This is a genomic window from Pseudoalteromonas rubra (assembly GCF_004212645.1).
GTDB classification, from domain to species: domain Bacteria; phylum Pseudomonadota; class Gammaproteobacteria; order Enterobacterales; family Alteromonadaceae; genus Pseudoalteromonas; species Pseudoalteromonas rubra_G.
The window spans coordinates 1-13,602 of sequence record NZ_PPUZ01000087.1 but is presented as its reverse complement, the minus strand read 5'-3'; the positions used below and the strand labels follow the sequence as shown (position 1 = coordinate 13,602).

Genomic DNA, 13,602 nt, shown 5'->3' with positions numbered 1-13,602 from the left:
ATCTATTAAACCACTACACTTCATAGTCAATTACCTACTGTCAAATCAAAAACATGATTGTAGATACTCCGTATTTTTATACTCGCCAAATTCGGAACTGAAGGTTCAATTATAGTGCCCAACGCCAATAGAGAAGATGGCTGCACAGGCGGGTTCTGGGAAGGCAGGTTTAACTCACTGGCGTTACTTGATGAAGCCGCCCTGGCTGGCTGCATGGCCTACATTGTTCTGAACCCTATCCGGGCTAAAATGGCCAATACACCAGAAACCTCTGAATTCACCAGTATCAAAAAGCGCATTGAACACGCACAGCGCAGCAAACAGCCAAAGAGCCTTCTGCGCTTTGCTGGCACCCCAGACAAAACATGCCCAAAGGTCTACTCTTTGAGCTTGAATACGATATTGAGCTGATTGAACTGACAGGTCGATGTATTCGTGTAAACAAACGAGGCCACATCTGCGACGCACAGCCTATTCTCGCCGAGTTGCAAATAGAGCCTGAAAACTGGCTAAAACTCACCACTCGATTTACCAAAATGATTACGCTACATACAAGTATCTGTATCACAGAAATACACATGCGTAATCTTCGAATAGCCATAGTGGCACCCCTGACTTTGAAACCTAACTTTTTGTCCGGAAACTTTTGCAGCCAATAGTGCTGAAGTCATAATATCTCCTCCGAGTTCAGTAGGGTTTAATACATAAGCAACTTTCTTGGCTCTATCAGTACAAGACTCAAATCCACCTGATGTATCCTTTACATAAACCCTAACCAAATCAGGACCAAGAGTTATACCTGTAATTTCTGAAGTAACCGAATATGACTCTGCCAATACACTATTTGAAAGAACCATAAATAATATTACCGATAACTTTTTCATTCATTTACCCTTTATTTATAACGCCCGGCTCAGGCGCTACCAACCAGAGCGGGATTTGGTTGTCGCTTGGAGCGGTTTGTTAGAAATTATTTGTTCGAACCATCAGAGCCGGAACACTAAGGTTATAAGCTTTGCAATCATAGCCAGCAGGAAATCTAATGATGACTTTTTTACCCGCCATTTGAGCCGATAAAAGAGCACTGTACATTGCTTGAACTCCTGGATCGCTCGGTGGCCCGATTAGGTGCCAATTTTGGCCTTCTTGGAACACTAAGATACTGTCCCGCTCAATCTGTAAATGTTGCACCTTAGCTTCTGGGCAGTTTGTCGTAGAGTTCGCCACAAAAGGAAGAAAAAGACATAATGCTAGTAAATATTTTTTCACAAATTAAAATCCTAATAAAACACGAATAGCTGACACACATTCCAAAACTTGTCTGCCTCCGGTAACAAGAGCAGGTAAGACTGGGTGATTGAGATGGACGCTCCTAAATCGGCGTCAATGCGCCAAACTGAGAGTGATATTTACAGTTAACAGGAGCATCCATCATGAATCAAGTTAGCACATTATCCATTGACTTGGCTAAAAACGCGTTTCAATTACTCGCTGTGGATAAGCACGGCAAGCCCTGTTTTTCACGCCGGGTGAACCGTCAGAAGCTAAAAGAAACCATTCAAAACATGCCGCCTTGTAAAGTCGTTATGGAAGCCTGTGGCTGCGCACACTACTGGGGAAGAATGTGTATCAAAGCAGGTCATAAAGCACATCTGGTGCCTGCGCAACACGTTACCCCTTTTGTCAGGGGGAATAAAAACGATAAAAATGATTGCCTGGCCGGAAATGACAGAGACGGAAATGACAGACACCCAACCAAAAACTTGTCTGTCATACTCCCCTTGTCTATGCTTTTAACCTGCTCCAAGGATAAGGACGAACCCAATGCCAATGGCACGGAAAAGCCAGGTCAGCTTAGTTGACACAAAATACTACCATTGCATCTCTCGCTGTGTAAGACGTGCCTTTTTATGCGGTGAAGACTCGTTGACAGGCCAATCTTATGAACATCGTCGTGAATGGGTTGAAGAAAAACTATTTCTGCTGACAAGCATTTTCTGCATTGATATTTGCGCTTACGCTGTGATGAGCAATCATACTCACATCGTTTTGTATGTGGACGATAAAAAAGCCAATCGATTGCGTGACAAAGCTATCGTCATACGCTGGCATAAACTGTTTAAGGGAAACTGGCTGACACACAAATTCGTGGAAGGTAACGAACTCACTCCGTCCGAACGCATTATGCTCGACGATATTATCGAGAAATATAGGGAGAGACTTGCGAGCATCAGCTGGTTTATGCGCGTATTGAATGAAGACATTGCCCGCCGTGCCAATAAGGAAGATGGCTGTACAGGCCGATTCTGGGAGGGCAGGTTTAAGTCTCAGGCATTACTCGATGAAGCAGCCCTTGCTGCCTGCATGGCCTACGTTGACCTCAACCCTATCCGGGCCAAAATGGCCGCCACACCCGAAAACTCCGAATTCACCAGTATCAAAAAACGTATTGAACACGCACAGCACGGAAAACAACCCAAAAGCCTTCTGCGCTTTGCTGGCAACCCCAGGCAAAACATGCCCAAAGGTATGCCCTTTGAGCTTGAATACTACATTGAACTGGTTGAGCTAACAGGCCGATGTATTCGTGCAGACAAGCGAGGCCACATCTGCGATGCCCAGCCTATCCTCGCCAGATTGCAAATAGAGCCTGAAAACTGGCTAAAACTCACCACACGATTCACCAAAGTGTTCCACGGTGCAGTCGGCAGGCGCCATGTCTTGACTGAGTTTTGTGGACACCTGCAAAAAAAGCGACGCCCTAATCTTGCTAATTGTGAGCGATTATTGGGGTAGAACAAGCCATTATCTGAATTACATATGATGACTGCCGCGCTCTGGCAGAGCTTAACCGTGCTCAGAAATACCAAATAACTACTGTTTCAGCTGAAGTTGTTCATCCGTACAACCTGACTTCTGAAACTTTTCGCTTTTCTACTTGCTGAAACATTTTTATGCGTCGCCAATGGACCCATAACAGACACAAACAAGGCTGGGTGTCTTTGTTTTTCTTTTGTTTTTCTAACATTGTTTTTCTAACACGCTCGGGGGGAGTACCACATAGCGAGCGCGCTTCCCTTTCCCATGCTCAATGTATAAAGTGTTGCGTTCACTGTCTATATACGCAACTTTTAACTGCAAGGCTTCGCTTATTCGCAAACCACACCCGTAGCACAGCATGATCAGGGTTTTAACTCGCACATGGTCGCAAGCTGCGATCAGCGTTTGGATCTCACCTCTGCTTATATACGCTGGTGCTTTAAATGGTGCCTTTGGCAATGCCACATCCAGTTTCAGTGCGCGCTTAAGAATGTGCTTATACAAAAATGCCAGGCTGTTGATTATCAGACTTTGGCTGGAGCGGGACAATCGTCGAGTTGAAGGGTCTTTAAAGAACTGGTTAAGCTCATCGGCAGATACTGTATCCAGGGGCTTGTTGAAGAAACGGCTGACTTTTTGAAGCGCATCACAGTAGGACTTTTCAGTCTTGCTGGAGTAGCCTCGATAGGCGATTTCCACTCGAACTTGTTCAATTAAGGTATTCATCACTCACCTCGGTTCATCGTCTGGGATTATTCCCAAGGTAAGTGTGACTCAGATGGTGTGGTCCGCTATCTCCGCGTAGCGGCTTAGTTCAACGCCCGCCTAAGGGGCTGGCAACGCATTACCACTAAACTCAAACACAACAGCCGTAACCACTTCGGCTCAATGGGACTGGAAACGCCACGCGTTGACAGTCCCTCTTGAGGCGTTTGTTATGTGTGTTTCATTTTCTTCAGTGATCCTGGAGATCTTTCTCCTAAATTAATAGCTATACTCTCCACATTGACACCTTCATAATCCAGTTTTTTTACGATACGGCATCTTACGCTTTTTAAGTACTCAAGAAGATGCAACACATGTGAAGTATTCACCTTAATATGGCCATTCACATCAATTTCCTGAAGGACAATCGCTCGACCAGATTCAATTAAAGAATCTAGAACTTTGTCTTTCTGCCTGCTCTCTTTAACACAGACAACACCAAGAGCAATATGATTTTCATCAATATCAAAAATTTCGTGATCCAACTTACCAACTAACTTATTTGGATTTCCGCCCTCTCGAACAAACTTAGACACCTCCGGTTTTAGCTTACGGTAGCCTTTTACATTTTCCTCGACCCAGTCCAACGTATCTTTCATATTTTTTCCAACTGAGCTATAAGCTGACCTCTTGATTTCAATAACCCCATGAACACTCTGTTGCGGAACCAGCGCAAAACCTGCCGAATCAAATATCGCCGGTAAAGGAGTAGGACTCCAAATCATAAGATCCAACTGCTTTAAATTCTCTCCAATCTGAGCAGTTCCTATTAGACTTCCTGTAGAACATATATATGGAGCCACAAAGTTTCGAATTAGCTCAGTTACCGTAGATTCTGCATACGCACCAATAACAGCGGGATTGTTAGTGAACTTTGTGATTTCATTGTTAGCGGTAAGTGAATTCACTAGTTGTTCAGTATATGTTTTCCAAAAATAATCACTCATTTGATACCTCAAAACACATAACGCCTCAAACACCGGCATGGTGAAGTTGGCGACTTTTTTGGAACAAAAAAGGTGACAGCTTTGTCATGTCCGCGTGCTTTGACTTGTTAACTGTATGTGGCACGAAAGTCCCTCACTATCTCTTTTGGTACTTGCTTACCACTAAACCTGGCTCTCGCTTGGTTCAATGATTCTCGGTTAGCGCCACCTTCATAGTCTGGGTTCCGGAATTGAACTTCATCATCTTCCCAGCTACACACAGAGCATATTTCCCAGGAGCCACTGACCCAATCGGATAACGTCAAATAGCCGCAACAAGGGCATGCCCTTGGGGTTACTAATACCTCGGTGGGTTTCTTGGTATCTGTTCGTTCGTCGAGGCAAGACCAGAATAACTTTGCATCTTTAAGGTGTTCGCGAACGAAATGATCCCACCCTTTGACTATCAGTTTTCCCGGAGGATTTGACGCTTCATCGTCATTGATGCACTCATCAAAAGCATCCCAGTTCTTACCGTAGTAATCGGGAAATTCTAATGCTTTCGCAAGCAGAGAGTGGATTTCACCAATATCCATCCCCGACTTAATTTCAATTTTCAATTCTGGTGTTCGATACATGATTTACAGTTAACGCTTTAGTATTCATGCGTACGCAGTACGCATAATCGGTTGTTGAACTGGGCCGCTACCTGCACGCCGTATCCGGCTGGTGTGGTTTATGCTATGGGAATTTGCTTTTGATGAGTAACTTCTGTTCTGAACCGTTTGTGACTTAAACCGTTACAACCTGACTCATTCCCTGCCTGAACAACGTTATTTATGCCTATTATTAGACCCACTTTTTTCCCATTTAGCAAGGTGTTGTGATTTCGACACAACATGACTTACTCCCCCTTGCATATTACATTGGCAGAGTCGTTTCACCGCTATATTCATTTAACAGGCAACCACGTCGGGTCGCTATCTCGTTCGCTCTGTTTCTCCTTCTCGCCAGTTATCTTCGCGTCCCTTGCACCTCTCAACCAGCAACACCGACATCAAGTACACTCGCCCGGTTTGGCAACACTTGCACGGCCAGCTTGGTGGACTTGTACAAAGCGCTTCGTCGCTCTCGATTGACTGCCCACTTACTTCAGCGCCATATTGCTTACGTATTGTCACGAGTTTCTTGACTCTGCTGTGTTTGGAAGTGACGGTGTTGTTGGTGAGGTGCGTCAGGAACCTGGCACTGCTGCGCGGTTTCTAAGTAGATCCCAGCTCACACGCGTTTGGGATGATCGAGTTGTTTGTTAAGTTTGTCTTTATCAAGGAACTGCTGTGTGATGTTCAAATAGCTCCCGACTCGTAAGTGTCCGGAATGACGGAGTTGATTTTCAGGTTTGGCTGTAACAAGGCACAACTGTGTAGTGTTCAAGTAGATCCCGGCTCGCACGCGTCCGGGATGACAAGATCTATACTGGAGTAAGAGATCTAATTCAGCGTTAAGCGAAAACCCAAAGCCCGTTCACTTATCCAACCCGTAAAGGGCATCGGCGGTTTTGCGCAGGTCAACTTCGTCGATAAAGTCGTCGCTTAGCGTAAGAATGGCATTGAGGTTGTTTTTAAGCTTTTCCTGGCTGAGGCCATTGGGTTTGAGTGCGGTTTGCAGCAGGTGCAGCGACATATCTGCCAGCAGCAGCTTTTGCTTTTCAGTCCAGTTGTCGTCGCCCTGTTTGGCGCTGTCTTTTAAAATGGCCTGCTCTACTTCGTCGTGCATGCTCCAGCTGAGTTTGAGCAGCTCTCGGCGTGTTTCCTGATCCATGTTTCCCTCCGGTTGTAGGCTTTTTATCTTGGCGGAGGACGGGCGGATGTGCAACGTGCGTTTTGTTATATCTTAGTCGTAGATAGCTTAATTCAGCCCTGTGCAGCCTTTGGGTCTTTAGGATAAAAATGGTCTGGCTGGCGGGCACACAAAGTAAATTCGCGGGTGTTTTTGTAAGGCAGTTTCATAAAGCCTGCCACACCAAAATCCTGAATGCTCATGGCGTATTGCATAATGCGGGTGAGCAGAGTTTTGAACTCCCGCTCTTTGCTGGCATCGAGCAGGCAGTAGTAATGGTGTATTTTAAGGCGGTCGTTGAGCGACTCAAAGATAATACAGCCGGTATGGTGGATCTGGTTGAGCTCAAATACACACTGCACTATTTGCCGCGGTAATTGCAGTTGCTCGTCGGGGTCTTTGCCATCTTCAAAGTAAGAATGGGGGCGCGCAATTTCACTGGTGCCAATGTCCGATACTGTGTATTGCAGCTCAGGCACGTGGTCAAAAATAAATGCTCCAGTGCCGTCGCGCTGAAGTTGTATGGTTTGTCTGGCATCAAACAGGCAGCATTTAAACAAGCCCTTTTGTTCTATTCCCTGCGCCAGCATCACGGTGGCGTTTACGGCATCGGTAAAAGCACTTTGCAAAGACTCGTCGTGCAGTACCAAACTGGACTCCACAAACAAAGAGGCATCTTTCCAGTGAAAACTCAGGCCACCTACCACCGGGTATTTTGCCAGCCGGCTGATGGATGCCAGAAATGCTTTTTCGCTGTCGCCGGTGTCGAACAGGAACTCTTTATAGTAGCGGTCAAGCTGAGCGTCGTTTACGTCCAGCAGTTGCTGATTATGATCGGCGCGGCGCAAAAACTGTTTGCGCGAGCTGTAGACTACCGTATCTGGCTCTTCATCGGTTTCGTTGAACCAGAAGGGAATTTTCGCTTTGCGTGGCGGTGTTTTTAGTTCAGGCAAATACATACGCGCCATGGCCGGCATGTTACGCATAAAGTAATCGCCGGCCTGATCTCGGGTGGCTTTGTCTTTGCTCAACATCGCATCTATCATTCTGGCAAAGGCTTGCGGCAAGCCTAAGCTGGTTGCCGGGATCACGGCGGCACCAAAGCGGCAAGACTGGGCACTGGCCAGCGCGTAAATAGTAGATGCCACGCCCTGCTCGTCAAAGCGTGGTGAGGAGCGTGCACCCGACATTTGCTCATCGCCAATAAAGTACACATCGCCCATCCGGGCATTGGTACTGCTGATATCCGACGACATCAGATCCATAATATTACTGGCAACCGGCTCGCCATGGGCATCCAGCTGGGCATAGACTGAGCTGCCCCAGTCAACCAGTGAGAAGCTGTCTGTTGCTTCATCCCAGACAATATTAGATGGCTTAATATCGCCATGCACCACAGGCTGAGGCGACATGCCATTTTTGCGGTTACGCAAATCAACCAGTACGTTTCTGAGTTTATTGGCCAGGTGCACCAGCTCATGGGGTTTAAAACGACCGCGTTTAAGTGACCATTGCTCCAGATCCTGGCCTTTGGCCCGTGCCATCATCAGGATCCCCTGCTTTTTTGCTCGTTCAAAAGCATAAAACTCGGGGACCATGGGGTTTTTAATCTGCGACAGCATATACGCTTCGTCTTCCAGCCGGTCGCGTACACTCTGGGCCAGGGTAATTCGGGAGAATTTAAACACCCACTCTTTGCCCTGCCCGTCAACCCCGGCAAACACAAACCCAAAGGCGCCGGAGCCTATTACTTCCACATCACGGTAACCCAGTAATGTCAGCTGCTTCTTACAGATGTTGAGCCACTGACGGTGTTTTTTTGCGTCTTTATGAGAGAGCAAATAGACCGACTGCTGTTCATTGATGTAAAAGTTGTGGATCGACTTTTCTGTCATGGGCCTGTCCGTTTACGGGGTTTGTGTCTGCAATGATTATCAAGTTTCAAAGTAAGGCAAAATAATCAAAAAAGGCCGACATAAGCCGACCTTTTTATTTATTGTGCGTGTTAGGCGTTTTCGATTTTCGCCCAGGAGTCACGCAAACCAACCGTCTGGTTGAAGGTCAGTGTATCGCGCTTGTTATCACGACAATAGTAGCCCAGACGCTCAAACTGGAAACCCTGCTCAGGCGCAGCGTCGGCCAGAGACGGCTCAAGCTTAGCACTGGCGATGATCTCCAAAGAGTCTGGGTTCAGCGTAGTCGCAAAGTCTTCTGCCGCAGCCGGGTTTGGCACATTGAACAGACGGTCGTACTGGCGTACTTCAGCCTCGATACAGTGGCTGGCAGAAACCCAGTGGATAACGCCTTTCACTTTACGGCCATCAGCCGGGTTTTTACCTAAGGTATCGGCGTCGTATGTACAGTAAATCGTGGTAATATTGCCCGCATCGTCTTCTTCAACGCGCTCGGCTTTAATCACATAGGCATTACGCAAACGTACTTCTTTACCCAGTACCAGACGCTTGAACTTCTTGTTGGCTTCAACACGGAAATCATCGCGCTCGATGTAGATTTCGCGAGTAAATGGCAACTGACGTGAGCCCATATCCAGCGTTGGATGGTTAGGCGCGTCCAGCATTTCAACCTGCTCGGCATCAAAGTTTTCAATCACGATTTTAACCGGATCCAAAACTGCCATAGCACGCGGTGCGTTTTCGTTCAGGTCGTCACGGATACAGGCTTCCAGCATGCCCATTTCAACCATGTTGTCTTGCTTGGTAATACCAATGCGCTTACAGAATTCACGGATAGACGCAGGGGTATAACCACGACGACGCAATCCGGCAATGGTTGGCATACGCGGATCGTCCCAGCCTTCTACCTGACCGTTCACCACCAGGTCGTTTAGCTTACGCTTTGACATCACGGTGTATTCCAGGTTCAGACGAGAGAACTCGATCTGTTGTGGATGACACTCAATGCTGATGTTGTCCAGTACCCAATCGTACAAACGACGGTTGTCCTGGAACTCCAGCGTACACAGAGAATGGGTGATCCCTTCCAGTGCATCCGAAATACAGTGAGTAAAGTCGTACATTGGATAAATGCACCACTTGTCACCGGTCTGGTGATGGTGAGCAAAACGAATACGATAGATAATAGGGTCGCGCAGCACCATGAATGAGCTGGCCATGTCTATCTTAGCACGCAGTACACACTCGCCTTCTTTGAACTCGCCGTTCTTCATTTTTTCGAACAACGCCAGGTTTTCTTCTGGTGAGGTATCGCGGTACGGGCTGTTTTTACCCGGCTCAGTGAGCGTGCCACGGTATTCACGCGCCTGCTCTGGCGACAGGAAGCACACGTAGGCAAGGCCTTTGTTGATCAGCTCAACCGCATACTCGTATAGCTTGTCGAAATAGTTAGACGAATAGCAGATCTCACCATCCCAGTTAAAGCCCAGCCACTGCACGTCTTCTTTAATTGAGTTAACGTAATCCAGATCTTCTTTTTCCGGGTTCGTATCGTCAAAGCGCAGGTTGCACAGGCCCTGGTAGTCGCGAGCGATGCCAAAGTTCAGGCAAATAGACTTAGCATGGCCAATGTGTAGGTAGCCATTTGGCTCTGGTGGAAAGCGCGTGTGCGTACCAGCATGCTTACCGCTGGCCAAGTCCGCATCAATGATATTTGTTATAAAATTTGTTGGGCGATTTTCTGCTTCCGCCATAGGAACTCATTCCTCTGAAAATTTAGTACCAGTTAACTGAGGCATTATTACAAAAAGTTTGAGCAACGAACAGCGTAAAACTAAGGCGAAAACAGATTTACTTCGCAATTGTGGCAACCTGGGCATAAAACAGCCAAATCAAAGGCAAAAAGACGCGTCATTTTTATGACAAATTTTGTTCTAGCGCAATATATCCGTCACACGCTCGCTCTATCATAGGCGTCAACAACAGAGGTATCGCAAGGAAAAACCTATGGCATCAATGAATCTTCACCGCGTTTATATTCCAACGAACGCACGTAACAACCATTACATTCTGGCTGAGTTTAAACCCAGCGACGCATTCTTCGATTGTTTTGATGATGTAGAAAGCTGCTACCAACGCCTGGCCCGAAAGTTGTTTGCCATCTGCGACGAGCACGAATTATTTAACGTTCACGTCATCGCGAACGACAAGCTACCCATCGTGCGCTATCACGACGAGGCACATAGCCTGCAAACGGATAAGCAGATTTTGTTCTTTTACAATCCAAAATATCACGAAGGCCACAAGATACATTATGAGGCTGATCATAAAGCACGTAAAATTCGCTTATTGTTCCTGGCTACCGGCGATGAGCTGCGCGCCAATGCGGCGAGTTTTCACAGTAAAGTGAAAAAGGCGCTGGACGATCTGAAAGAGCAATACGAGCAGCAAGGCTTGTCTTACAAAGTACGTGATCATCAGCACTTAACTTATGATATTTTCGCTAAGGTGAAAGGCCACAGAGAAAGCTACGGCTATAAACTGCGCAGCTTGTACCCGCGTTATCAGGCGCGTAACTGCACCCTGCCAGAGCAGCACTCGGAGATGAGCTATGTGTCTTTCTCTATCCCAATTACCCGCGCTATCAAGACCGAATATCAAAGCCAGATGCGCCCGGGGGATTACACCCAGTTTTACCGCAGCATTGAAGACAGCTTTTTAACTTTGTGCGATCAGTTACAACTGAGCCATGTCGGCTTGGTTGCCGATGGCCGCCAGCCTCTGGTTCGCAGCAGCCAGATTGATAAATCAGACGCCAATCGTGAGTTACAAAAACTCAGTTTTGATACGTCTGCACCAGATGGCCAGGTACGCTCTATCTGGGATGGTGAACACCTGTGCGACACCATGCACTTTGTGGTGGTTGCCAGCGATAAAGACAAAAAGGACGTGGGTTACGGTAAGTTTATGAACAACGCCGAAACCATGATCCGCCGTTTAACCGGTAAGCTACCAATTAATCCAGAGAAGCAAGACGTCATCGTGCGCTTCTTCCAGCATATCAGCTATCAGGATTAAGTCGCTTGAGCGGGGGTCTGTCCCGCCATCCCACTTTTACGTGGCATAAAAGCCACCTATAAAAAAGGCTCCAGTGGAGCCTTTTCGTATTTAGTTACTTGTGTAATAGCACACACCGTCACACAAACGCATGAATTGTAAGTTGTGATAAATGCGGCTGTTCCACTCATTATTACTATCTTGTCGATAATGAGTATGTTCGCGCATAAACCAATAGCCTTCTTGTTGCTTATAAAGCAGTTTGAAGTTCATCACGTGCTTTTCACCAGCAGCCGACAAACATTCTGCATAGGTCTCAGCATAACACGGAGTGATAAAGCTCATGCTGTTGTCTGCTTCATACTGCCAGCGACCGTTCGGCCCAAACAGCCCGCCGGTGTAAATAATCGCTCTGCCGTCCTCTTGTGGTTCTAACACCGCGTGCCTGAGTTTGTTGTTGAGACGCACATTCTCCACATAGAATGTCTTCATGTAGTCGTTTTGCGTGTATTCACCTTGCTCTGGAAACCCTGAGATGCGTGCGGTATACAGTGGTACTTCTGACTCGTCCAGAAAGCCAGAAACAAACGCATGACGGCCATCATAGAGCCTTGCGTGTTCAACGGTTCTTGCGTAATTAGAAGACTCATAGGTAAGTCTGCGCCCATTGCTGCGTAATGACACATCCACGCTATGCTGCTCGCCCGAAATGCGATCGGTAACATTGTAAACAGCCGACGTGCCAGACGTTATCTCCATAAGTGTATTCACTGCATAGAAACTCCCCCCTGACGAAAGGTTAGCGCCTAGCATAGGATTTAACCCGAAAATAATGTCTCCCTGAGCTACTGCGGGTAAGTCTATCAGCTCTATGCCTCGATAGATCTTATGAGTTGTTCTGGGCGCCAGCACATCAGATAAGCCAGGGTAACGGCCTACGTCGTCCTGCGAAACGGTTACCATGCCGGGAAATTGTATCATCTTAAATTGGTAGGTGTATTCCATTGCAACAAAATCACCTTTCGCTGCTACGATTTTTGCACCGGTGACCTGAGGTTCAAACTGGATGCTAACTAACTCTTTTGTGTCTGCATTTTCAAACATCAATACCAGAGGACGATCAGAGTTTTGTACATTGGGGCTTTCACTTTGCACATCATAATGCTCACCATCGTATTTGGCTGAGTGATAAAAGGATACCTGTTGCAGATAGTCCTGATAACCTACTGTCAAAAAGCCTGAGACAACACTGGTTTTGTCTTTATCTGTGTAAAGTTTGCTGACATAGAAATCATCTGCCAACAGGTCTTCACTATAGTATTCATAATCAAGAGACTTTACATCGCCCTTCTCAAGTGTGACGAAGTCAAACTCTTGTTCATTGATATGAATTTTTGCCGCTATTTTGTTATCTTGTTTGGCAACTACTTCAATCGGTAAGAGCTGCTGACGGCTGCAGTGCACGATACACTCTACTTCACGCGTGATAAGTTCAATGTCGTCCGGGTTGCGCCATTCAAACGCAAAACTGTCTTTTTGATAATGGCCCAGGCCTTGTTTATCATCACCGAAGTAAAACAGTACATCACCTGATTGACTCGACCAGGTGCCCGCTAAGTCTTGGTCTGAAACAGTCAAGTTCTCTTCAGGGTAGAATTTTGGGTCTTCGTTAACTGCAATGGTAATAGTTTGCTTTGAGCTACCTGTTGCGTCAGACAAGGTGAGCTCTATCTTATAATCAGCGACTTCAAAAATTGAAGGATTAGCGACCAATGACAATGCATTGTCTTCGTGTTTTAGTGTTAACCAGGCTGGTGTGTTTGCCGCCTCAACACTAATAGCATCACCCTCTTTGTCGTTCAGCTCAAACGTTTTAGTACTTTGTGTATTTGCTGAAATTGACCAGTTTGCTTCTCCAACCAGAACCGGCGCCGAATTATTATTTATTTTCTGATCGCTACTGTTATCTGACTCAGATGACCCGCCACCACAACCTGCAAGCACAGCGACGGCGAGAGAACATAGTAAAAACCTCATACTTCTTCCTTTAAATAATATAGAAAACCTCGCTTGGTAAACAAATATCACGACAAACCTCTTTAAGCTCACCTCTTTGCGCTGGCGAATATTTCCGCTTTTTGGAAATTACAGAAATCGACCACCTTAGGTGCTTATACCAATTTGCTTAATTAAGTGTTCTATTTTGAGGCGAGAAAATATGGTCGATAACAAGGCAAAAATTTTGTTATTTAGTTGTTCTAAATGAGAAATTTTTAACGCCG

At 46.4% G+C, this 13,602-nt stretch carries 11 protein-coding genes and 2 pseudogenes; 4 read left to right on the top strand and 9 right to left on the bottom strand.

The window, feature by feature from the left end:
- Positions 1-111: 111 nt before the first annotated feature.
- Positions 112-539, top strand: a pseudogene (locus tag C3B51_RS21580) (transposase); the annotation flags it as partial.
- 6 nt (positions 540-545) lie between these two features.
- On the opposite strand, the gene C3B51_RS23690 reads toward C3B51_RS21580, so the two are convergent.
- On the bottom strand, positions 546-884 hold the full coding sequence (locus C3B51_RS23690; protein ID WP_165389218.1) for a hypothetical protein: 339 nt from the start codon (positions 882-884) through the stop codon (positions 546-548).
- 79 nt (positions 885-963) lie between these two features.
- The gene (locus C3B51_RS21575; protein WP_125721969.1) at positions 964-1,269 is read right to left on the bottom strand and encodes a hypothetical protein; all 306 of its coding nucleotides are present in this window, start codon (positions 1,267-1,269) and stop codon (positions 964-966) included.
- A 164-nt stretch (positions 1,270-1,433) separates the two neighbouring features.
- Between C3B51_RS21575 and C3B51_RS21570 the strand changes: the two are divergent.
- Positions 1,434-1,721 (top strand): annotated as a pseudogene (locus C3B51_RS21570) (IS110 family transposase); the annotation flags it as partial.
- A 103-nt stretch (positions 1,722-1,824) separates the two neighbouring features.
- The gene (locus tag C3B51_RS21565) at positions 1,825-2,796 is read left to right on the top strand and encodes a transposase (RefSeq protein ID WP_130246354.1); all 972 of its coding nucleotides are present in this window, start codon (positions 1,825-1,827) and stop codon (positions 2,794-2,796) included.
- Positions 2,797-3,021: 225 nt separating this feature from the next.
- Here the strand turns inward: C3B51_RS21565 and C3B51_RS21560 are convergent, their stop codons facing one another.
- From C3B51_RS21560 to glnS, 6 genes are all read right to left on the bottom strand, one after another.
- On the bottom strand, positions 3,022-3,546 hold the full coding sequence (locus C3B51_RS21560) for a tyrosine-type recombinase/integrase (protein ID WP_130246353.1): 525 nt from the start codon (positions 3,544-3,546) through the stop codon (positions 3,022-3,024).
- Between the two features lie 209 nt (positions 3,547-3,755).
- Positions 3,756-4,532 carry a DUF6602 domain-containing protein gene (locus tag C3B51_RS21555; RefSeq protein ID WP_130246352.1) on the bottom strand — a complete coding sequence of 259 codons (777 nt, stop codon included), beginning with the start codon at positions 4,530-4,532 and terminating at the stop codon, positions 3,756-3,758.
- Between the two features lie 107 nt (positions 4,533-4,639).
- Positions 4,640-5,131 (bottom strand): CPCC family cysteine-rich protein, encoded by a 492-nt coding sequence (locus C3B51_RS21550; RefSeq protein WP_206076666.1) that lies wholly within the window; start codon positions 5,129-5,131, stop codon positions 4,640-4,642.
- A gap of 904 nt (positions 5,132-6,035) precedes the next feature.
- Positions 6,036-6,332, bottom strand: a complete 297-nt coding sequence (locus C3B51_RS21545) for a hypothetical protein (RefSeq protein ID WP_010381464.1) — start codon at positions 6,330-6,332, stop codon at positions 6,036-6,038.
- 92 nt (positions 6,333-6,424) lie between these two features.
- Positions 6,425-8,245, bottom strand: a complete 1,821-nt coding sequence (locus tag C3B51_RS21540) for a protein kinase domain-containing protein (RefSeq protein WP_130246350.1) — start codon at positions 8,243-8,245, stop codon at positions 6,425-6,427.
- Between the two features lie 110 nt (positions 8,246-8,355).
- Complete coding sequence (gene glnS / locus C3B51_RS21535) at positions 8,356-10,017, bottom strand: glutamine--tRNA ligase (RefSeq protein WP_125718981.1); 1,662 nt, start codon at positions 10,015-10,017, stop codon at positions 8,356-8,358.
- 253 nt (positions 10,018-10,270) lie between these two features.
- On the opposite strand from glnS, the gene C3B51_RS21530 reads away from it, so the two are divergent.
- Positions 10,271-11,341: a DUF3083 family protein gene (locus tag C3B51_RS21530; protein ID WP_125718979.1), complete on the top strand. Its 1,071-nt coding sequence runs from the start codon at positions 10,271-10,273 to the stop codon at positions 11,339-11,341.
- Between the two features lie 90 nt (positions 11,342-11,431).
- Here the strand turns inward: C3B51_RS21530 and C3B51_RS21525 are convergent, their stop codons facing one another.
- Complete coding sequence (locus C3B51_RS21525) at positions 11,432-13,357, bottom strand: hypothetical protein (RefSeq protein ID WP_130246349.1); 1,926 nt, start codon at positions 13,355-13,357, stop codon at positions 11,432-11,434.
- Positions 13,358-13,602 lie beyond the last annotated feature (245 nt).